Source organism: Micromonospora sp. LZ34, from assembly GCF_052981855.1.
Window position 1 is genome coordinate 17,837 of the sequence record NZ_JBRIQN010000054.1, and the last position, 20,405, is coordinate 38,241.

15 protein-coding genes and 1 pseudogene are annotated in these 20,405 nt (G+C 69.4%); 4 read left to right on the forward strand and 12 right to left on the reverse strand.

Annotated elements, in window-relative coordinates; translation table 11 throughout:
• Nucleotides 1–731: 731 nt before the first annotated feature.
• From ACVCAH_RS32530 to ACVCAH_RS32560, 7 genes are all read right to left on the reverse strand, one after another.
• Nucleotides 732–2,936: a sulfatase-like hydrolase/transferase gene (locus ACVCAH_RS32530; RefSeq protein WP_447140071.1), complete on the reverse strand. Its 2,205-nt coding sequence runs from the start codon at nt 2,934–2,936 to the stop codon at nt 732–734.
• Nucleotides 2,933–3,988: a formylglycine-generating enzyme family protein gene (locus ACVCAH_RS32535; protein ID WP_447140072.1), complete on the reverse strand. Its 1,056-nt coding sequence runs from the start codon at nt 3,986–3,988 to the stop codon at nt 2,933–2,935. Before ACVCAH_RS32535 ends, ACVCAH_RS32530 begins: the two co-directional genes overlap by 4 nt.
• Nucleotides 3,985–5,694, reverse strand: coding sequence for a sulfatase-like hydrolase/transferase (locus ACVCAH_RS32540; protein ID WP_447140073.1), 1,710 nt, complete (start codon nt 5,692–5,694; stop codon nt 3,985–3,987). The genes ACVCAH_RS32535 and ACVCAH_RS32540 overlap by 4 nt, the downstream gene beginning before the upstream one ends.
• Before the next feature lie 8 nt (nt 5,695–5,702).
• Nucleotides 5,703–6,539, reverse strand: coding sequence for a LamG domain-containing protein (locus tag ACVCAH_RS32545; protein WP_447140074.1), 837 nt, complete (start codon nt 6,537–6,539; stop codon nt 5,703–5,705).
• Nucleotides 6,540–6,555: 16 nt separating this feature from the next.
• Entirely contained in the window at nt 6,556–8,595 is a 2,040-nt protein-coding gene (locus tag ACVCAH_RS32550) for a sulfatase (protein WP_447140075.1), read from the reverse strand.
• 7 nt (nt 8,596–8,602) lie between these two features.
• A complete protein-coding gene (locus tag ACVCAH_RS32555; protein WP_447140076.1) occupies nt 8,603–10,003 on the reverse strand; it encodes an arylsulfatase in 1,401 nt (466 codons plus the stop codon).
• 151 nt (nt 10,004–10,154) lie between these two features.
• Nucleotides 10,155–12,464: an alkaline phosphatase D family protein gene (locus ACVCAH_RS32560; protein WP_447140077.1), complete on the reverse strand. Its 2,310-nt coding sequence runs from the start codon at nt 12,462–12,464 to the stop codon at nt 10,155–10,157.
• Nucleotides 12,465–13,209: 745 nt separating this feature from the next.
• On the opposite strand from ACVCAH_RS32560, the gene ACVCAH_RS32565 reads away from it, so the two are divergent.
• On the forward strand, nt 13,210–13,602 hold the full coding sequence (locus tag ACVCAH_RS32565) for an MmcQ/YjbR family DNA-binding protein (protein ID WP_447140078.1): 393 nt from the start codon (nt 13,210–13,212) through the stop codon (nt 13,600–13,602).
• The gene (locus ACVCAH_RS32570; protein WP_447140079.1) at nt 13,599–13,838 is read left to right on the forward strand and encodes an MmcQ/YjbR family DNA-binding protein; all 240 of its coding nucleotides are present in this window, start codon (nt 13,599–13,601) and stop codon (nt 13,836–13,838) included. Before ACVCAH_RS32565 ends, ACVCAH_RS32570 begins: the two co-directional genes overlap by 4 nt.
• Before the next feature lie 481 nt (nt 13,839–14,319).
• On the opposite strand, the gene ACVCAH_RS32575 is transcribed toward ACVCAH_RS32570, so the two are convergent.
• Together ACVCAH_RS32575 and ACVCAH_RS32580 are read right to left on the reverse strand one after the other, a co-directional pair.
• Nucleotides 14,320–15,197, reverse strand: a protein-coding gene (locus ACVCAH_RS32575; protein WP_447140080.1) for an IS5 family transposase whose coding sequence is annotated in 2 segments (ribosomal slippage) — nt 14,320–14,804 and nt 14,804–15,197 — 879 coding nt in all. Because the reading frame shifts where the segments join, the coding sequence is not laid out codon by codon here.
• A gap of 237 nt (nt 15,198–15,434) precedes the next feature.
• Nucleotides 15,435–17,489 (reverse strand): hypothetical protein, encoded by a 2,055-nt coding sequence (locus tag ACVCAH_RS32580; protein ID WP_447140081.1) that lies wholly within the window; start codon nt 17,487–17,489, stop codon nt 15,435–15,437.
• Between the two features lie 598 nt (nt 17,490–18,087).
• Here ACVCAH_RS32580 and ACVCAH_RS32585 point away from each other — a divergent pair.
• Together ACVCAH_RS32585 and ACVCAH_RS32590 are read left to right on the forward strand one after the other, a co-directional pair.
• Entirely contained in the window at nt 18,088–18,381 is a 294-nt protein-coding gene (locus ACVCAH_RS32585; protein ID WP_447140082.1) for a hypothetical protein, read from the forward strand.
• A 456-nt stretch (nt 18,382–18,837) separates the two neighbouring features.
• The gene (locus ACVCAH_RS32590; protein WP_447140083.1) at nt 18,838–19,038 is read left to right on the forward strand and encodes a hypothetical protein; all 201 of its coding nucleotides are present in this window, start codon (nt 18,838–18,840) and stop codon (nt 19,036–19,038) included.
• A 168-nt stretch (nt 19,039–19,206) separates the two neighbouring features.
• Here the strand turns inward: ACVCAH_RS32590 and ACVCAH_RS32595 are convergent, their stop codons facing one another.
• The 3 genes and pseudogenes from ACVCAH_RS32595 to ACVCAH_RS32605 form a co-directional block, all read right to left on the reverse strand.
• Nucleotides 19,207–19,410, reverse strand: coding sequence for a hypothetical protein (locus tag ACVCAH_RS32595; protein WP_447140084.1), 204 nt, complete (start codon nt 19,408–19,410; stop codon nt 19,207–19,209).
• A gap of 3 nt (nt 19,411–19,413) precedes the next feature.
• A pseudogene (locus tag ACVCAH_RS32600) lies at nt 19,414–19,479 on the reverse strand (hypothetical protein); the annotation flags it as partial.
• A gap of 199 nt (nt 19,480–19,678) precedes the next feature.
• Nucleotides 19,679–20,206: an IS110 family transposase gene (locus ACVCAH_RS32605; RefSeq protein ID WP_447140085.1), complete on the reverse strand. Its 528-nt coding sequence runs from the start codon at nt 20,204–20,206 to the stop codon at nt 19,679–19,681.
• Between the last annotated feature and the right edge of the window lie 199 nt (nt 20,207–20,405).

Here is a 20,405-nt window from a genome sequence, read left to right on the forward strand (position 1 = left end):
TCCTCGTGCACGTGCCGCGTGCGGCGAGCGTGGTCCAGGACAACGGACCTCGGACACTCGCCAGCGCCATCCACGGCGGGCGGCCAGACGCCGTGTGAGCCGCGACGCTCGGCGACCCACCCGTACACCTCAACCGCTCGGTCTGCGGCATGTGCGGATGGCCGGGTCAGGCGTCTGGCGCGCTCCCGCGCACCGCTGTAACCGCCGAAACGACCAGATTCTCTAGCGACTGGCGGCCGTCGCTGCGGGTCCACGCCTCGCCGGCGACGTCGAGGCAGGCGAACACGCAGGCGACGATCGCGTCGGCGCGCAGGTCGTGCTCGTCGTTCGGCGCGGTGCCGAGGCGGCGGCGTATCTCCCGGGGTGAGCAGCGTCTACCAGTGGAAGTGTTTCTCGAAGCGATGAGGTCTTCGGTCCTGGGCGTGGGTGAGGGCGGCCCACAGCCCGGATGTCGCGGACCGTCCGCGTCGACAGGACGGGCCTGGCAGCAGCGTCTTACAGCGCAGCAGCGGCGCTGGTCCCTGGGGTGGGCCGCGTTCCTGCCTCGGGCGCGGCACTGGCAGGCCCGGAGCCACCTGGTTGATCCAGCTCTGCACGTCCCGCGACGGCAGCCGCTGGCATCGGTCCCTCCCGCCCTTGCGAATCCACGACGCGGGCGACGACGTCGACGCCGGCGTGCTGCCGGCGTCGACGTCGGTCAGGCGCGAGGGCGGGTTCGCGAAGGCGGCCTGTCAGCCCAGCCGGACGAAGGCGTCTGCCCACGATGTGTGGTTGAAGCCGTTTCCGGAGTCGGCGGCACGCACGATCAAGCGAAGCAGTCGGGCTCCTCGGACGTCGACGTCCACCGGTTCGGGACCGGTGGACGCGCGCAGCACGCCGCTTGTGTGGACGAGTCGGTCGTCGGCCCACACCTCGGCGATCGTGTTGCCCCGCCAGCTTTGCCGGGCGCTGAAGTCGTCGATTCCCACGATCGAGGTGAACCGGGTCGCCCGGCCTCCGAGGTGGTAGGTGACTTCCGAGTAGGAGTGGACACCGAGACCTTTGGCGTAGACAGTGCCTCCGAAGGAGATCGGGGTGCCGTCCCCGGCGACCTGCTTGCCGTTGCTGGTGTCCCGCTCCACCGGGCCCCAGCCGTTGACTGCGGTAATCCAGGGCAGGTCGCTCAGGTACGAGTCTTCGGTGGGCGGCGGTGGCGGAGGGGTGAGGCGGCGCTCGGCGCGGAAGGTGAGTGGCGCGTCGCGGGTGACGGCGTAACCGGACACGGTCAGCGGCCATTGCTTCGCCGTGGTCTCCTCGGGGACTCGGACCTGCCAGGTGGTGCTCACCCGGGCGGCGGGGGCGAGGCGTCCGAGCCCTTGGCTGGTCGCCGGCTCGACGGCCCAGTCCCTGGGCGCGGAGAGCACCAGCCGGCCACCGGTCCATGGCACCGCCGAGCCGTTCGCGAGGGTGGCGGTGATCTCGTAGGTGACGCCGGGGAGCAGCAGGTCCGGGGTGTTGAGCGTGACGCCGTAGCCTTCGCGGGTGACCTCGTCGGTCCAGGACTGCCGCAGGAGGCCGACCAGCCGGGTCGCGACCTCGGGGTGGGCGGCTGCTAGGTCAGTCGTCTCGCCGAGATCATGGGCAAGGTTGTAAAGCTCAACCTGCCACTGGTCATCCGGGACGGTCCGATCCCTGCCCGGCGCCCAACGGATCGCCTTCCAGTCGCCTTCCCGTACCGCCTCGGCCGCTCGCTGCAAGCGGCCGTCATCGATGGCGCGGGCCCGCTTGGTGTTGCCGTTGTCGAGCCGCCAGAAGTAGAGGTAGGGCTGCTCGGCGGCGACGGTCGGATGTGGGCTGAGCAGGGAGCTGAACGACCGGCCGTCGATGTCGCGCGGTGCGGGGACGCCGGCCAGGTCGGCGAGGGTGGGGAGCAGGTCGGTCTGCTGGGTGAGCCGGTCGGTCACGCCGGGCTGGATCCGGCCCGGGGCCCAGGCTATCAACGGGACTCGGACACCCCCCTCGTACAGGTTGCGCTTGTAGCCGGTGAGGGGGCCGTTCGCGTCGAACCGGTCCGGGTCGAAGCCACCCTCTTCGTGCGGGCCGTTGTCGCTGGTGAACAGGACCACCGTGGACTCGAGCAGTCCCTGCGCGGTGAGCTCGTCGACCAGCTCGCCGACGTAGGTGTCGATCCGGGTGACCTGGGCGGCGTGGCCCCGGTCTGCCGAGGGCCAGTCCTCGGCGGCGTAGGGCTCCTGGCTGGGGACGTCGCTCGGGGCGTGGGGAAGGTTCGGGGTGACGACGAGCAGGAACGGCTCGTCATAGTGTGCCCGGATGAAGTCGAGAGCTCGGGCTTGGAACAGGTCGGGGGCGAAGGTGGTGTTGGAACCGGCGTTCTCGGGCAGCTCGAGCCGCTCTCCGTTCTGCCACAGGTACGTCGGATAGTAGTCGTGGGCGTGGCCGTGCGTGATGTAGCCGAGGAACTCGTCGAAGCCTCGGGCGTTGGGGTGGCTTGGCTGGTCGCCGCGTTCGGGACCGAAGCCCCATTTGCCGAACAGTCCCGTGCGGTAGCCCCGGGCGCGCAGCACCTCGGCGAAGGTGGTGTCACCGTCGGAGAAGGCGATCGAGTCGGGGTCGCCCCCGGGGTTGTTGCGCACCGGCCCGTGACCGGCGTGCAGGCCGGTCAGCAGCGCCGAGCGTGACGGCGCGCAGACGGCCGCGGCGGAGTACGCGTCGGTGAAGCGGAGCCCCTCGGCGGCGAGCCGGTCCAGGTGCGGCGTCGCGATGGTGCGCTGCCCGTACGCGCCGAGTTCGCCGTATCCCAGGTCGTCGGCCAGCACGAGCACGATGTTCGGCCGGGGCCGCCCGGTGGTGCCCGGGTCGGCTGCGGCGATGGACGGGAACGCTGCGGCTCCGAGACCGACGGCGGTGCCGGCGAGGAGCTGACGACGGGTGATCACGAAATGGCCTCCGATGGAAAGGAACGTGCGGATCGCCAGGCGCAGCGGAAACCGATGTTCGACGCCGCCGAGTCGGGAGTGTTGCCGGAGCGGGCCGCGACCCGGTACCGGTAGCAGTAGGAGTCGTGGCACAGGAACGACCCGCCGCGCATCACGCGCCGGCCCGTGACATCCGGCTCCGCCGGCCCTTGGGGATCCACGACGCGGGTGCCGACGCGCAGGGCGTAGGTGTCAGGGGCGAACCAGTCCTCGCACCACTCCCACACGTTCCCGACCGTGTTGTACAGGCCGTAGCCGTTGGGGGCGTACTGCTTGACAGGTGCAGTGCCGACGAAGCCGTCCTCCGCGGTGTTGCGGCGGGGGAATTCACCCTGCCAGATGTTGCAGTTCCACCGGCCGCGCGGGAACAACTCGTCGCCCCAGGGGAACCGCGCCCCCTCGAGGCCGCCTCGAGCGGCATACTCCCATTCGGCCTCGGTGGGCAGGCGCATGCCCGCCCATGCGGCGTACGCGCGGGCGTCGTTCCAGGTCACCTGGACCACCGGGTGGTTCTGGAGGTCCGTGATCGAGGAGGCTGGTCCGTAGGGGTGGCGCCAGTCGGCGCCGCGGACCACGAGCCACCAGGGCGTACCGGTGGCGGCTCCGAGGATGTCGGGACGTTCGGCCTTCACCTGTATGTGGAAGACTGCGGAGACGCCGAGCACCTCGGCCTCGGTGAGGTAGCCGGTGGCCTTGACGAAGGTCGCGAAGGCGGCGTTGGTGACCGTCGTGGCGTCGATGGTGAAGGCCCCGACGGTGACCTCGTGCACGGGGCCTTCACCATCGCCGGGGTAGCCCTCGCCGAAGGCGTCGCCCATGGCGAAGCTCCGACCGGGGAGGCTGACCTGGCCGCGCGTGGAGCGCGACCGGCCAGCCTCCCCGGCGACCGGGGCCGGCTGCTGCGGCCGGCGGCCGATCTGCAGCAGCCCGCCGGTCGCCGCGGTCTGCTGCGGGCCACCTGGCGCACAGCAGCTCGGCGTGGTGGACCCGGCGTGATGGTGCACGGAGGTCATCGGTCGGTGACCGCCGTGGGCAGGAGCGTCGGCACCTCGTCGCCCGGCTGGAACGTCAGCTGGGTCGGCTCGTCGTAGTGGGTGATCCTCCCGTCGGAGTACGCCGAGCCCTGGAAGGTGACGGTGATCGGGTCCCTGCCCGCCCGCAAGGTGGCCAGCGGGGCGTCGACGTTGTCGAGCCAGCGGATCAGCCGGCCGCCGAGCCGCTGGGTGACGTCCGGGTACGCCGCGGCCAGGTCCGTGGTCTCACCGATGTCGCTGTCCAGGTGGTAGAGGTCCCAGTCCCGGGTCTCGTAGCGGTAGCTGAGCTTCCACGGCCCCGACCGGATCACCGTCGAGGGGCGCTGGTCCCGCACGCCCGCGATCAGGTATCCGGGCAGGTGCCAGAAAAGGGGCCGCGCGCCAAGGTCCGCGCTGTGGTTGCGCCAGATTCCGCTGAGGTCCACACCGTCGGGGCGCAGGCCCTTGGGCAGGTCCGCGCCGGCCAGCGACGCGAACGTCGGCAGGTAGTCGACCGCGTGGATCGGCGTCGAGTCGACCACGCCACCGTCGACCAGGCGCTCGTTGCCGCTCCACACGACGGCCGGAACCCGCAGCCCTCCTTCCCGCAGTTCGCCCTTGTATCCGCTGAGCCAGCCGTTGTCGGCGTCGGCGGTCCCACCGTTGTCGGAGGTGAACACCACGATGGTGTTGTCCGCCAACGGGTGCCCGGGGTTGCGGGGATCCGGGGTGGTCTCGAGGTGGTCCACGATGCGGGCCAGCCCTTGGTCGAGGCCCTCCAGCAGGGCGGAGTAGGAGGCGTCGGCCGGGTGCCCGGGCACCGCCGGCTTGGCCTGGTACTTCGCGAGCAGGTCGGCGCGGGGCTGCTTGTCGCCGATCGGCGTGTGCACCGCGTAGTTGCTGACCCAGGTGAAGAACGGCTCGTCCGGGTGGCGGTCGATGAAGTCGATGGTCGCGTCCGCCACCGCGTCGGTCACGTGCTTGTCGGTGCCGACGAGGGCGTCCAGGGTCGCGTCGTCCGCGCCGTGGGAGTAGGGCTTGATGTTCTCGTCGACGTACTTCTGGGTGTAGTCGGCCGCGAACCGGTCCAGCGCCGGGCCGATGCTGTTGTTGAACGTCCCGTCGATGGCGTGGTACTGGCTGGCGTGTCCCGAGTTCGAGCCGCCCAGGTTCTCCTCGAACCCGAAGTCGGTCGTGATCTGGCCAGCGGTCTTGGTCACGTGGAACTTGCCGACGTATCCAGTGGCGTACCCGGCGTCCCGCAGCGCCTCGCCGACGGTGTAGGCCTCGCCCGGCAGCGCGTCGTCGCCGTCCGGGAGTCCCTGCGGCGCACCGTCCAGCAGCGTGTCGTCCCCGCCGCGGTCGAGGTCGCCGACCAGGTAGAGGTTGTTCGTCGGCCGGGGCGCGTAGAGCCCGGTGAGCAGGGCTGCCCGGGTCGGCACGCAGTTGGGACCGCCGTACGCGTTGTCGAAGGCGACGCCCTCCGCGGCGAGGCGGTCGACGGTGCGGGTCTCGTTGTACGGGTTCCCCGACCCCTTGTTCGCGCGGCCGGTGCCGACATCGGCCCACCCCACGTCGTCGCCCAGCACGAACACGATGTTCGGCTGACCGGGGCCGGCCGGGGTGGCCGTGGTGCCGAGCGGAGCGGCGGCGGTGGGTGTGACGGCGAGGGCGGTGCAGCCCAGGGCGGCGGTGACGGCAGTCACGCCCAGTCTCAGGGGGAACGGTGACATCGGGAAGTCCTCTCGTCAGTGGAGTAGGCGGCTCGGCTTCGACCTGTCAGCGCTGGGCAAGGTGCGTGATCTCTGCGGGGTTCGAGTGCGCGGCGGTAGACCCGGACGTCGTCGAGGCGGCCGTCCCAGAAGGCCTCCAGCAGGCCCTTGGCCGGGTTGTTCTTGGCCCCGACGGCTAGCGGCTCCCCACTGACGCAGGTCGTTCCTGACACTGGCCGCGAGGTCGAAAGGACGCCATTGACGTACACCGATAGCGTCGACCCGTCGTACGTGCCGGTGAGATGTGTCCAGGTGTCGCGCGCGACGGGCTGGGCGCTGTCGAGGTACTGCCAGACGGCAGGACCTTCACACCCGCCGAAGAACCCGCCGACACGGACCACGCCGCTGGTGCGGACGTTCATCCAGTACGCGGCTGCCTTCTCCAGGACCTCCCACCTGCCCCCGGTCTTGTCGTTCTCCACGCCGCTGTAACGGACCCACGCCGACAGCGTCCAGTGGTCGACGTCGAGGACGGGGCGTAACGGCACGTCGACGTACTGGTGCTCGACACCGCGCAGCGCGATGGAGGCGCCCTGGCGGGGCAGACTCGGCGCGTGCAGGCGCCCACCCTGACCGTTGACGATCCGTCCGTCGAGTCCGTTGCCGGACAGGTCCCGGACCTCGTTCGGGCCGAGGCCCTCGAACGCGTACCGAAGCACCAGGCCCTCGGACGAGACGCCGTCGCGGGACGCGGCTGACGTAGGTGGCGCCAACGGTGGCGACGCCAGCGCCACCACCACCGCGGTCGCGGCTGAGGCCAACACCACGTTGACTTTCATGGGTACTCCTGTTCGGTCAGGCTCGGCGGGCGGTGAGGCCGTCGAGGGTGATGGTGCCGTTGTCGAGGCGGACGCTCGCGGCGTAGCGGTACTGCGCGCGTACGGCCGGATCGCTGAAGTCGATCGCGCCGCCGGTGTCGGCGGTGAACAGGAACTCCCATCCGCCGCCCTGGTCGACGTACGCCGTCGCCACGTGGCCGCGGAGCACGAACGCGTACCGGGCGTCCGGACCGGTCAGGTCCACGGTGCCGTCCAGGTTGTCCAGCGGCTCGACGCCCGCCGTGATCAGAGAGCTGTTGACGCGAAGATCCCAGCCCGCCCGGTGCAGCCCGTTGTGGTACCGGAACAGCAGGTAGTTGCCGGCGTCCTTGGCGAGGCCGACGAAGACCGTGTCCTGGGTGCCGGCCTCGGCGAACGTACCCGTGTCGAGCACGACCGCCACCCGGTCGGAGCTTGGGGCGACGTCGGAGCGGAACACCAGGTGGCTCATCCTGTTGTTCGTCGTCACCGCGAGCCTGCCTCCGCTGACCACGGCCGGGGCGGCGTAGGCGGTGACCGGCAGGACGCTCCAGCGTTCGAGGCTGCCGTCGAACGACTCCTCCAGCTCCACCGTCGGATAGTGCTCGGGGGTCGGTGGCGCGGGGAAGAGACCGGTCTCGGCGATGTGCGCCTCCAGCAGCGCCCGCAGCTGGCGGGCCTTCTGCGGGTAGTGCCCGGACAGGTCGGTGGTCTCCGTCGGGTCGCGGACCAGGTGGTAGAGCTCGCTGCGTCCGTCCCGCAGGTGTTGCACCAGCTTGAACTGCCCGGACCGGACGGCGGCGTGGGGGCGGGTCCGGCCGATGAAGTGCGGATAGACCCAGAACAGCGTGTCCCGGTCCACCGTGCCGGTCCCGGTGAGCACGGGGGCGATGCTCGTGCCGTCGAACCTTCCGTCCGGGTCGCCGCCGGCGAGGTCGAGGACGGTCGGGAGCACGTCGATGGTGCTGGTCGGCGTGGCGTCCTGCTGTCCCGGGCCCACCCTGCCGGGCCAGTACGCGATCAGCGGAACCCGGATTCCGCCCTCGTACAGCTCGCCCTTGCCGCCGCGAAGCGGCTGGTTCGCGTCGCGGTAGGGGCCTCCGTTGTCGGAGGTGATCAGCAGCAGCGTGTCGTGGTCCAGGCCGAGGTCTACGAGCGTGTCGACGATGCGGCCCACCTGTTGGTCGACGCTCTCCAGCATGGCGGCCAGCACCGGCCGGTTCGGGGCCTGGCCGGCGCCCGGCTTGGCCCGGTACTTGGCGACCAGCTCCGGCTTGCCGTCCAGGGCCGTGTGCACAGCGTAGTTGGACACGTGGAGGAAGAACGGCTCGTGACGGTGCCGGGTGATGAAGTCGACGGCCTCGGCCGCCAGCCGGTCCGTGAGGTGCTCGCCCGGTTCCCGGGCGGGCAGGTCTGGCATGAAGAAGTACGGGTGGAAGTAGTCGCCGTCGGCGATGTACCTCTGTTCGGAGGCGATCACCTCGCCGAACCCGTGGGCGTGCGGATTGCCCGGCCGTTCGTCGTACGGCCCGCTGTAGGTCTCCGTGAGGTGCCACTTGCCGATCAGCCCTGTGGTGTAGCCGAAGGGGTGGAGGACATCGGGCACGGTCGGGATGTCCGGCGACAGGTACTTGTTGCTCGCCGCCGGCTCGGCCCGGAGGAAGTCGGTGATCCCCGTGCGCACCGGGTAGAGGCCGGTCACCAGCGCGGCGCGGGTCGGCGAGCACAGCGGCGCGGCGGCGTAGGCGCTGGTGAAGCGCATGCCGTCCCGGGCGAGACGGTCGATGCGGGGCGTCTCGTTGAACGTGTTGCCGTAGCAGCCGAGCTCGTCCCAGCCGAGATCGTCGATGGAGACGAACACCACGTTGGGCCGGCGGCGGTGCCGGCCCGGCTCCGGTGGACGGGCCGCGAACGCCGCAGCCGGGGCCAGCCCGGCCAGGGCCGCGCCCGCGACGCCGCCGAGGAAGCCACGGCGAGAGACGGTGGTCAGGTCGGGTACGTTGATGAGCGCCTCCGACTGCGCAGGGGAAGGGGACATGGTCAGTTCAGTCCCCCTGGACGGCGGCTGCCAGCAGGCTTTCGGCCTTGCGGACCAGGGCGGGGTGCTCGGCGGCGACATCCGTGAGCTCACCGATTTCCTTGTTCAGGTGGTAGAGCTCGACGGGGCGGTCGTTGCGGCGCACGGCCTTCCAGTTGCCGAAGCGCACCGCCTGGTTTCGCCCGTTGTGTTCCCAGTACAGGTACTCGTGGGAGGGTTGTTCCCTGCCGGTCAGCGCCGGCACGAAGGACACCCCGTCCAGGGTTGCGGGTGCCTGCGCGCCGGCGACCTCGGCCAGCGTGGGGAGGAGGTCCCACACGGCGACCGGATCGTGCACGACCGACGCTGGCACGGGGGCGCCTGAAGCACGCAGCGCGGCGGGCAGCCGGACGATCAGTGGAACCCTGATGCCCCCCTCGTACACCGTGAACTTGATGCCGCGCAGTGGGCCGTTGCTGTCGAAGAACTCGGGGTCGTGCGGCAGGGTGCTCCCGACGTGCTCGAAGGCCTCTCCGGCCTCGTGCGGGCCGTTGTCGCTGGTCACCAGGACCAGGGTGTCCTCTGCCAGGCCGAGTTCGTCGAGCCGCGCCAGGATCCGGCCGATCTCGGCGTCGGTGTGGGTGATCTGGGCGGCGTGGTTGCGTTCGCCCTGGGGCCACTCCTCGTCGCTGTACGGCGCATCGCTAGGAATCTCGTTCGGGGCGTGCGGGGTGGTGTAACCCAGATACAGGAAGAACGGGCGGTCCTGGCTGCGGTCGATGAAGTCCAGCGCCTCCTGGGTGAACAGGTCGGTGGCGTAGGTGACGTTGGCGGCCTCGTTCTCCGGATAGTGAACCTGCTTGTCGTTACGCCACAGGTAGGTCGGCCAGTAGTCGTGTGCGTGCCGTTGGTTGATGTAGCCGAAGAAGTAGTCGAAACCCTGGTTGTTGGGATGACTGGGGTTGTCGCCGGTGTCCGGTCCCAGCCCCCACTTGCCGATGTGCCCCGTGCGGTAGCCGGCCGAGCGCAGCACCTCGCCGACCGTGACGTCCTCGGGCAGCAGCCCCTTGACGGCATCGCCGTTGGTCTTGATTCGCGCATGGCCGGTGTGTAAACCCGTCAGCAGCGAGGCCCGCGTCGGTGCGCACGACGGGTTCGCGTACGCCTGGGTGAACCGCAGCCCTTCCGCGGCGAGGCCGTCCAGTACCGGCGTTCGGATTACCTGCTGGCCGTAGCTCCCCAACTCGCCCCACCCGAGGTCGTCCAGCACGATCAGCACGATGTTCGGCGGCCGGCCATCTTGCCGAGATCGCAAGGCGAGGACGTCCGCCGCAGCCGGCAAAGACGCGCCAAGGCCCACCACTGCCGCGCCCGCGACGCCGCCGAGGAAACCGCGGCGCGAGAGTCCGGCTCGGTTCGGTTCATTCATTGAGATCCTCCGATGTGGGTGGGGCGAAACCACTCGCCCAACCAGAAGCCGTCTGTCGTGAGGTTCGTCAGGCAACAGAGAGGGGCAAGCCCGGCAACGGTGTGCCGGGCTGCGATCTGAACCCGACTGGGGAGCAGGGCAAGAGGCAGGCTCAGGCCTCGTCGAACGGCACGCGCACCGGCCACCCGGCGAACTGCTGAGTCTCGGCATGGCGAGGGTTGCGGTCCCAGGGCCAGGCCTCGAACACGAACTTCCTCGTTGTCGGGCATACCCGGACGATGCCGTAGCCCTCCTGCTTGAGGGTGCGGTCCCCGAGCCCCTGCCCGCTGGGGTAGCCCTTGCGGTAGTCCGCGAACGACACCTTTGGGTTCGCGACCGCGAGGACCCGCAGCTTGTTACCGAAGCCGTCGGTGAAATCCCCGGTGTACGGGTGCTCGTTGCCGTTGGCGAGGGGCTGAGCCGGTTCGAACCACCGTTGGAACGACGAGTTGCCGGCGGGCGAGGTGAACTGCAGGGGACCGTCGGCGAAGCCTTCGACGCCGTGGCGGACGAGCGAGGCGAGGTGTTGGTCACCGGAGAGCACGACGGCGCGCGCGTCCGCCAGGAGTTTCACGGCCTTGTCGCGTCCGGTCTTCGGCCAGCCGTTGGAGTCCGCGTCCCGCCGCGCCGCGCCAGCAGGATCGGTCTGGAGGCACGCCAGCGTGGTCTGGGTGAGAACCACCTTGGGCAGGCCGGGATGCATCGACTTCCAGGCGGCGAGGAAGGCTTCCTGGCGCTCGCCCAGCAGTTCGAGCTTTTCAGGCAGCGGGTCACCGTCGTCGCCGTCGGCGTCGGTGTTCTTGAACTTCCGGTCCTCGAGCAGGGCGAACGACACGCCTCCATAGGCGAACGCACCGTAGTAGACGGTGATGCCCTGCTGCACCGGCGTCGGGTCGTACGGATCCAGGTCGTGGCCGCTCTGGACCCGCTGCACCATGTTGACCCAGTCGGCGTCGTTCGCGTAGCCACCCTTGTTCTGATCCCGTTCCGGCGCTGGTGCTCCGCCGTGGCCCCAGAGGTTGCCCTGGAAGACGTCGTGGTCATCGATCAGGACAATGCTAGGGATCCTCCGCGTCAGCTCACGGAACGACCACAGCCAGAGCAGGTACTTGTAGAGGAAGTCCAACTCGGGCGCCGGCGACTGGTCCTCCGGTGTCGGGTTGTTCTCGTAGAACTGGTCGCCGAGGACGATGAGCAGATCGGGATTCTGCGCCGCCAGGTTCGCCGCGAGCGGTGCGTACGGGAAGTAGATGTTGCGGTCGGTGTGCAGCCGGAGCTGGTGTTCCCCGGGCAGGCGCGGGCTCCCGTTGCTCGCGCCGGCGAGCGAACGGTGGGTCGCCTTGACACAGTTGAGCGTCCCGATGACCAGGTCACGCCCGCGTGGTTCGGCCGGAATGGTCCCACGGTACTCCGTCCGCGGGCTGGTGGGGTAGACCACGCAGTACTCCCATGGCCGAGACGAGTCCCAGTCCTCTACCCGTAGCAGTGCCGCGTACCCGGCGCCGACTGCGGCGCGCGTCACCTGCCGCCAGCGGCCACTGCCCGCACGGATCTCGAGCGTCACCTCGCGCGGATCGTCGGGGCCCAGCGGCACCAGTTGTGCCGTCAGCTTGAGGACCGAGCTGGAGACGGAAAAGAGGGTGCCGACGATCGGGCCGAGGCCACGATCGCGATGGGTGGTCACGCCCGGACCCGTCGCGTGTAGATCGCTGAACCAGAACCGCGCCCCCTGAGCCGGCCGATCGTCGGACTCGACAAGCGAGAGGCCGCTCCGCACCTGTTCGGGGACTACTCCGTCCAGCGTTGCCGACGAAAGGACCGTGTCGGTGCGCCGGTCGCGGGCGTAGAGGCGGAGCCGCAGGTCGCCTCGATCCGTGGGCTTCAGCTCCAGCACCAGCTCGACGTCCTCGTCAAGGGTTCGCGGCCGGGCGGCGGGCGTCTCGACCGTGGCGGCAAGTACCGCAAAGGCGAATGGCCGGGATTCGTCCGTGTGCTCGCGGAAGGCCACCTGTCCGTCCGACCCGTAGACGGCCAGCAGACCGCCGCCCTCGCCGGAGGGCCCCTGGACCAGCGCGGCGGCGCGCGGGTCGAGCTCACCGGCGCCCGCCCCTACGAGGAAGCCGGAAAAGCCGGGGCCGGCTGCGAGCGTTCCCGTCCGTACGCTCAGGCGCACCGCGCCGCCCGTCAACTCCCGCGTGAGGACCCCGACCGTCCGCAGTCTGTGGGGGCCGGGCTGCGCGATGCTCTCGATGCGTCCGTCCGCCAGCCGCCAGTCCTGCAGCCGGTTGGCCCAGAAATCCGGTCCGAGCCACGGCCGCTGCACGTTCTTCACGGCTCGCCCCACCGCGCCGACATCGGTCGGTGTCGGTGCCTTCGCGGTGGCCGACTGTTCCAGCCCCGGAGCGAGGATCGACGCGCCCACGGCTGCTCCTGTGGCGGCCAGGAAGTCACGCCGCGTCAAAGTTCGGCCCGGTTGACCTGTCATGTCCGTCTCCGCCTTCCTCAGCGTATTGATGGTGGCAGCCCGTGCCGGACCGCACACCGGACTGCGTCGTCGTTCTGTAGTAGGACAAGCTGTCCGGGCGCGGTTCCTTTCGAAGGCCGCGATCGGGCGAGCTTCATGGGGCCTCGGCGGGCGCCTGGGTGCCCAGTACCCACAGCCCGGTGGCTGGGGGGGGGGGGCAGCCCGTGCCGCAGGACGCGGTCCCGGCGGGCATGGGCACAGGGGCTGCGGATGCGACCCATTGGCGGACGCAGGGCGGGATGGCGTCAGAAGCCAGAAGTAGGGGAGGGCGTCCGCAGCGCGGTCGGACTTCAGATCGACCGTGTGAACTGACAGAGGCTGCTGTTCACGAGCATGAAGTCAATCGCGCGCCGGGTCGTGAGGTTTACGTTCGGCACATTGCCTATAATCCAGGTAGGAAATATATAGTCAACGGGTTTCTTGGATCGTGAGATCCACAGGACCCGTTCCGCCGCGATCCGACCAAGAACCGGATCGGTAGGGCAGACAGAGCATCCGAGCAGCCCTCCCCACCGACGACTGAGGCCTCCGGAATCCGACCCGGCCTCGCGCCCCGCGCGCGTATCTTCGATCCTGGAAAAGGGAGAGGCGCACGCGCCCGAGCCTCGACAGGGGCGCAAGAAGCGACGAGGAAGGAGACTCCATGGACGGCCAGGCGATCCAGAAGCGGGCGGCGGCCCGGGCCGAGGAGTTGCCGGGGGCGTACCTCGACCACCCGTTCGGCCCGGACTGGGACGTCCACAAGGTGCGGGGCAAGGTGTTCATGCTCCAGACCGGCATCACGGGCGAGCCGATCGTGGTGCTCAAGGCCGCGCCCTCCGACGGCGCTGCGCTGCGCGAGGCACACGCGGACATCACCCCGGGCTACCACATGAACAAGCGGCACTGGATCACGCTGAACCCCGGCGGCACGATCGACGAGCAGTTGGTCGACGACCTCGTCACCGAGTCGTACCTGCTGGTGGTCGAGAAGAACCTGCCGCGGGCCGAGCGCCCGGTCGACCCGCGCACGTTCGGACAGGGGAAGGAGTCATGACGCTGAGCGGACGGGACGTCCAGCGCAAGGCGCAGGAGGTCGCCGGCGGGATGCCGGGTACGAGCAGCGGGTACCCGTTCACCGAGCATCTGCGGGTGTGGAAGGTCGGCGGGAAGGTCTTCCTCATCGTCACCGAGGACGACCCGGAGCTGGAGATCATCACCGTCAAGGCAGACCCCGACCGCTGCGCCGCGCTGCGCCGCGACCATGACTCGATCACGCGGGGCCGCTACTGAGCTACCACGTGCTGTTCCACTGAAACCGCCTCGCCCTGCCGTACGCCGACCAGCAAGCGCTCGCTGCCGCTGCGTACAACGCAATCCTCGGCCATGCCGGCGCCAACAGCGCTCTGTAGGCCCGTCGTTCGAGCGGTCTTGGCGGTGGCCGCCGCTGCACGCGCGGAGCTGTGGATGGACGCTGCAGCGCCCCGGTCTCTCGCCCGGTACGGCCCCGGGCTCGGCTCACCACCAATTCGGGCTGTGATCGCTCCTCATGTCCGCCCCAGATCATCGTCGGGGAGGGCTGACCCTTTTAGGGACGTAAATCGACTAAGAGGGTATGTCGGCGAGTGCGGAAGGATCACCAAGGGCCCGCCTCACTACGCCAACCGGCCGGCGAGTCACTCAACCATCGATCTCTGCCACGGCCCGCCAGCCACCGGAAACCCTTATTTACCAGGCTCTTGACAGTCCCCGCTAGGGCCTGTGTCGAAGTCGGTCACAGCCACTCGTTGATCGCGGCGAGGTGGATGGTGGCCTCGTAGCGGACGGCGAGTTTGTCGAAACGGGTGGCGACAGCCCGGTTGCGCTTGAGGCGGTTGATGCCGCACTCCACGGCGTGACGCTGCTGGTAGAGGTGGGGGTCGAAGGCCGGTGGCCGGCCGCGTTTGGATCCCTTGGCCCGTCGGTGGGCGTCCTGGTCGGCCTTGCTCGGGATCGTCGCGGCGATCCCTCGCCGGCGTAGGTAGGCCCGGTTGGCTTTCGAGGTGTACGCCTTGTCGGCCAAGACCCGGTCCGGTCGGGTCCTCGGGCGGCCGGTGTTCACGCGTGGGACGCGGATGGCGGCCAGGACCGGGATGAACTGCGGGCTGTCGCCGCGCTGCCCGGCGGTCAGCACGATCGCCAGTGGCTTCTGCCCTTGCTCGCAGCCCAGGTGTAGCTTCGTGGTCAACCCACCGCGGGACCGCCCGAGGGCGTGATCAGCTGGCTCGACGGTGACGCCGCCGGGTGGTTCGGCCTGCAGATCCCCCTTTTCCTCGCCCCAGCAGCGTGCTGGTGGGCGCGGGCGCTGGTGGAGTCCACGGACACGTCCCAGCTGATCCGCCCGGCCGCGTCGGCCAGGGCCTGCAAAGCGGTCAGCACCCGTTGCCAGGTCCCGTCGCGCTGCCAGCGTCGGAACAGGGCGTACATCGCCGACCAGGACCCGTACTGCGACGGCACGTCCCGCCACGGGGCGCCGACCCGGACCCGCCACCGGATCCCGTCGATCAGCTGTCGTCTGCTCCACAACGACGGTCGGCCCGGCCGCTTACCCGCAGGCAGCAGCGGCTCCAGCACCGCCCACTGCGCGTCAGTCAGGTCGAACCGCCTCGTCACCGCTAGGGTGTCCACGAGGTCTCCGGTGGTCTCCGGTTTTTCTTGGTCGTTAAACCATCTACCGGAGACCTCGCCCATTCTCGATCTTCGACACGCCGGCCGGTCACACCAGATCAGGCATCACCGCCGACTTCGACACGGGCCCTAGGTCGGGCATGTCCGGCCAGTTCCGCCAGTTGCAACGCGTCTTGGTCTTGATATCGGCCAGCAGTCGATACGGTCTCGGCGTCCTCCCGGCTACTTGCGTGGGGTGTCTGGGTGGGGGGGAAGTTGGGCAATGAGGTCTCGGATCGCCAGGGCGTACTGCTCTCCTGTGTGGTAGGGCTGGTGGCCTTCCACAGGCGGTGGCACGGTGTCGTCGGGGTCGATGGTCAGACTGCGCGGATCGCATAGTCGCACGTCGTCCGCTGTCGTTGGCCCACCCTCGTTGGTGTCGTCAGGGAATACCGGGCCGGCGATTGGATCGGTGTCCCGCCAGAGGTTCCGCCACCGCCAGCCGATCCGTTCGCCGATCTCCCACAGCGTCTGGTTACCGAGGTACGCCGGGCACAGCTGGGCGTAGAGTCGGTGTAGTGGCGAGCCGTGGGTGAGCAGGGCAACCCTGTCCAGCGTGTATGGCGGTAGTTGTAGCAGTGTGGCGACGGCGAGGACGGAGCCCTGACTGTGGCCGGAGAGGATCACGGGGCCCTTGCGGGCCAAGGCTGTTAGCCGCGTTCCGAGTTCGGGCACGGTCCGGCGACCGTACGACGGCGGCGCGAAGGGATGAATTGTTCGCGGCCAGAAGGTGCCCAGGTCCCACAGTACCGCAATGGTCCGGCGCGTCTCGGGAGAGCGGTAGGCCAGCACGCCCATGATCCAGAGCCCGACGACGACCAGGCTGATCACGTAGATCCCCATGTCGGACAGGTACGCGACCACGGCGGGCTCGTCAGCCTGTCCACTCAGATTGCGGGCGAGTTGGGTCGGGCCGGTTCCGATGAGGTCCAGCGCGGCTGCGCCCAGGCCCAGCGCGGAGATCAACAGGAACGCTACCAGCATCGGGCCGAGTCGCTCGATGGTCTGGGACCGGGCGATGATCTCCCGGATCTCGCGCAGCCGGGGTATGGCCCCCAGTGGCGTGTGCGGATAGTCGGTACGGACGATCCGCTCGGCGTCCCTGCGGCGATGGGTCCGGCTGAGCAGCATCGACCAGATCCCCGCCGCAGCTGCGATCAGCAACGTGGCGAGAGCTGCGAGTGTCGCCCACCAGTAGGACGTGGGCGGTTCCAACGGCGGCGCTCCGGGCGAGTCGGGCCGGACCGGACTGGGAATGGCGCTTCGATCTAACCAGTCGGCGACCCGGTACACCACCGTTGCGGCAAACGCCGCGCCCGTGTTCACGGCCGCTGCCGCCAGGACAGGCGTGCCCAAGCCCAGCAGGGCTGGCCGGCGCTTGCCCCGGCGTGCCCCGAGGCGGTGCACAGTGAGTGCGGTGAGCGCCACGAGCAACGCGGCCTGCAGGGTGGCCAGACCGGCCGTGATGCCTTCGAATCCCGGCAGCTGACTGCGCGGCGGGTCCGTGGTGGGGAGGGTCACCGCATAGGCCAGCGTCAGCATGGTCAGTCCGGTTGTGACCACCAATAGCACCCGCCCTGAGCGACGAACCGGCGAACCGTGTGGATTCGCCGGACGGGCCAGCAGCAGTCCGCACCAGAACAGCACGACGACAGCTAACCCTAGTAGTACGGTTCCCACGCCGACAGATGCGAGCGGGGCCAGGGCGAATAGCAGCATCGCCTCCAGCGTTGCCGCACCGAGGCAGAAGTGAACACGACGCAGCCAGGCAATCGTCGGCTCGGTGTTCCAGAACCCCGCGGCACCCAGGCGATCGGCGGCGCCATCACCGGGCATATCACCAACGGCAGCGAACGTGGGAGTGAGTCGGGCACTGACGGCCCAGAGCAGTCCCAGTGCGGCCAGCGGCACCATCGCGAGCACCGCCAGGCGCACGCCGATCGGCAGCGCCGACAGCCAGGACAGGTACGGACGATCCGAGATGCAGGGGTCGTAGGACGCGCACTGCCAGCCGATTAGGTCCAGCGTGATGCCTGCCACGGACAGCACGAATGCGGCGGTTAACGTGCCGCCGAGCAGCCGACACAGTGCGGCGATCAGGCCGAAACGGTCAGGGGCTGCCGGCCTGAACCACACCGTCAGGTTGCCCAGCATGAACGGAAGCAGAAACAGCGACAGCGCGCTGAGTAGCGCCCCTCCACCCGTCAGGCCAGCCCAGCGGTACGCCTCGACCGTCACGCCGGCAGCACCGTCCGCCGCCCCAGAACCAGGCCGAGGCCGGTAGAAACCGGCGCGGCGATCCCCAGCGACCCGAACCACGTTGGGATGGCCGAGAACCTGTTCCGCCGTCGCCCCGGGCTATGCCGTGTACTCGCAGTTCGATCGCATCGTTCATCGATCTGCCCAACGGTGCATCACTGACGTGGACATCGTCCGGGACTTGACGGGAAGTTTGGCAACTCGGCGTCGGACGACGGGGAACCGGGTTCCTGAGGCCGGCGTGATGCCTCGCGAGGCCCTGGCACCGCGCCGGTAGCCTCGCCTCCTGGCCAGGAACGAGAACGGACGAACTTCGCCCTGCTGCAACGCCGAGTCGCCGCCGAAGGCCTCCTGGCCTTCATCCGGCTGCATCCGGCCCACTGCGTGGTCTTCCATCTCCTCAGCGGCCTTTGGGACGGCGGCCGCTGCTCGACGCTCCACAGGCTGGGCGACGGGCGCTGCTGGTCGACATGGTCGCCGGAGCTCCACCCGCGATCACATTGTCCCCGTAACCACCGGCGTCACCGACGCCACCGAACGGCTGAGCACCTGGACCACCGCCGGCATCGAAGGTGTCATGATCAAGCGGCTTGACGGCCGGTACGAGCCTGGGCGGCGGGTCTGGCGGAGATTCCGCGCGTACGGCACTACCGAGGCGATCATCGGTGGGGTCACCGGCGCGATCAGCGACCCGGACACCCTTCTCAGCGGCCGCTACGACCGGCGGGGCCGGCTGCGCTACACCGGCCGCATGCACCCACTGAGCTGGTCCGGGCAGCTCGACCGGCCCGAGCCCCTGCGCTACCACCAGGTGGAGCCGACCGTGGTGGCGGACATCGACGTCGACACCGCGTACGAGCAGCACCGCTAGCGGCGCAGGGTCCGGTACTTGCGCCCACTGCTGGCCCTGTCCGTCTACGACGTGCCGCTGCTGCTCGACGCGGGCGGCCGCCGAGCGGTCATCGCAGCTCAGAAGCCGCCGCTCGTGGGCAGCTCTAGACCCGAGTGCGATCCAGTTCGTCGCGCCGGTACTAGTAGGTCGGCGACTTCGGGCAAAGCTGGCAGGCGAGAACCAGCGGTTGACCGGCACCTCCTGGCGGCTTCTCGCCGCAGCACAGAAACAGGTTTTCCACCTCGGGCGCGTCGCCCTGGGCGATGACTGTTCCGTTTCGGCGCTCGCAGCTCGTTCAGTCGTCCGGTCACGGCTTGTGGCGCTGCCGTTCTCGGCCAGCTCCACGGTCCCGCCCCGCTCGGCGACGACCTCGTTGTGGGCGTCGGCCGGGATCCAGGTGAGGCGGTCGCGGTACCGGTACGGTAGCCAGGACCCGTGCAGGATGCCCTCCAGCAGGTGGTCCAGGTGAGGGCGGCAGACGGCGAAGCTGCGCACTTCCGCACCTACATCACCGCGCTGAGGTTGATCGTCGCGCTGGTAGTCAAGATGAGCGATGACTTCATCTTGTCAGCTGCAGAAAGCACGCCACTCGACGAGAAGTCGATACCGTCGAGCGCCGGGTGTCACATCGTGTGATGGCGGCCGGCCGAGCACGTCGCTTCCGTCGCGACTCAGAAGCCCGGATCTGGCTCCCCTCTGTGTCAGGACAACGCTGGGAGCGGGGTTCTACGCTGGGTCTCGGCGGGTCCGGGAAGTGACTTCTCCGAAGAGCCGGCTTGGGGATGTGAGCTGGTCACGCTGGAGTCAGTTGTCGTTCCCCGGTGTCCTCCCGGGCCCGCCGCCGTGGCCGTGGCGTCGTTGATCATGCACCGGTAGACGATGTCGGACAGGCGTCGTTTCAGCGCGCATCGCTTCCATCGATGTCTTGCCGCAGGTCTTCTTCCGATCGAAGTAGGCGCGCCCTTCGGTGGGATTGCGCAGCTGAACGGTGGCCATGATGTGCAGCACCCGGTTGATCTGCCGGTTGCCGGCGCGGGAGAGCCGGTGGCGTACCTGCTCGCCGGAGGACGCGTCGATGGGGGCGGTGCCGTTCCAGGAGGCGAAGTGGGCTCGGTTGGGAAGCGGGTGATGTCGCCGCCCTCGACCAGCAGCCGGGCGGCGCCGGAGGGTCCTATGCCGTGCAGGTCCATCAACGTTGTGCCGGTGGAGGTGACCAGTTCCTTCAGTTCCTTGTCGGCTTCCTTGGAGCGCCGGTAGATCCGTTCGAGGTCACTGATCAGCTCCGCGGCGACCCGCCGTCGAGCTTTGCCGACCGCGTCACGGGGCCTGACCGCGGCCAGCAGTGCCTTGGCCTGGGCGGCGGACAGACTCTTCTTCGCCCCGCCGGGGACCAACTCCAGCAGCAGTTGGTGCAGCTGGGACACCATCCGGGTGTGGTCAACGCCGAGGGAGCGGCGCCGGTCGACCGGGATCCCAGCAGAGCCAACTGTTCGTCGTTGACCAGCGGGCGCAGTCCGGCCGTTCGGGTGCCGACCAGCGCGATGGAGTGGGCGTCGGTGGCGTCGGTCTTGCGGCCGTGCCCGGTGGCGAACACCCGCGCCAGGGCGGACAGCTTCGGCGGGACGTCGACGACCTGCTCGCCGTCGGCGAGCAGCCGGTTGGCGATGTGCCGGCCGATGCCCTGGCAGCCCTCGATCGCCCAGACCCGGTTCGGCCACTGCTCGGCGTACTTTGTCATCGCCGCGTAGCCGTCGCGGTCGGTGTCGAAGCGGCCTCCGCCGATGACGGCCTCGTCGCTGGTCATGACCTCGATCGTGGCGGAGCGTTTGTGCGGGTCCATCCCGATGACCACGCGATCCGACGTGCCACTCAACGCGTCCTCCGATGCTCGATCCACCTGGGTTGTCGAGCCGGGAGGGCAACGCTATGTCAAGCCCCGGGTTTGGTGGAGAGTTGGTTAGCTGGTTTTCAGGGGTGCGGTGACCGGCTGGGTCATCGCGTGT

What these genes read in the sequence shown, in the direction of transcription:
- ACVCAH_RS32535 (WP_447140072.1), bottom strand. Translation starts at nt 3,988, where the DNA reads ATGACCTCCGTGCACCATCACGCCGGGTCCACCACGCCGAGCTGCTGT.
- ACVCAH_RS32545 (WP_447140074.1), bottom strand. Translation starts at nt 6,539, where the DNA reads ATGAAAGTCAACGTGGTGTTGGCCTCAGCCGCGACCGCGGTGGTGGTG.
- ACVCAH_RS32550 (WP_447140075.1), bottom strand. Translation starts at nt 8,595, where the DNA reads ATGTCCCCTTCCCCTGCGCAGTCGGAGGCGCTCATCAACGTACCCGAC.
- ACVCAH_RS32555 (WP_447140076.1), bottom strand. Translation starts at nt 10,003, where the DNA reads ATGAATGAACCGAACCGAGCCGGACTCTCGCGCCGCGGTTTCCTCGGC.
- ACVCAH_RS32565 (WP_447140078.1), top strand. Translation starts at nt 13,210, where the DNA reads ATGGACGGCCAGGCGATCCAGAAGCGGGCGGCGGCCCGGGCCGAGGAG.
- ACVCAH_RS32570 (WP_447140079.1), top strand. Translation starts at nt 13,599, where the DNA reads ATGACGCTGAGCGGACGGGACGTCCAGCGCAAGGCGCAGGAGGTCGCC.
- ACVCAH_RS32585 (WP_447140082.1), top strand. Translation starts at nt 18,088, where the DNA reads ATGATCAAGCGGCTTGACGGCCGGTACGAGCCTGGGCGGCGGGTCTGG.
- ACVCAH_RS32605 (WP_447140085.1), bottom strand. Translation starts at nt 20,206, where the DNA reads ATGACCAGCGACGAGGCCGTCATCGGCGGAGGCCGCTTCGACACCGAC.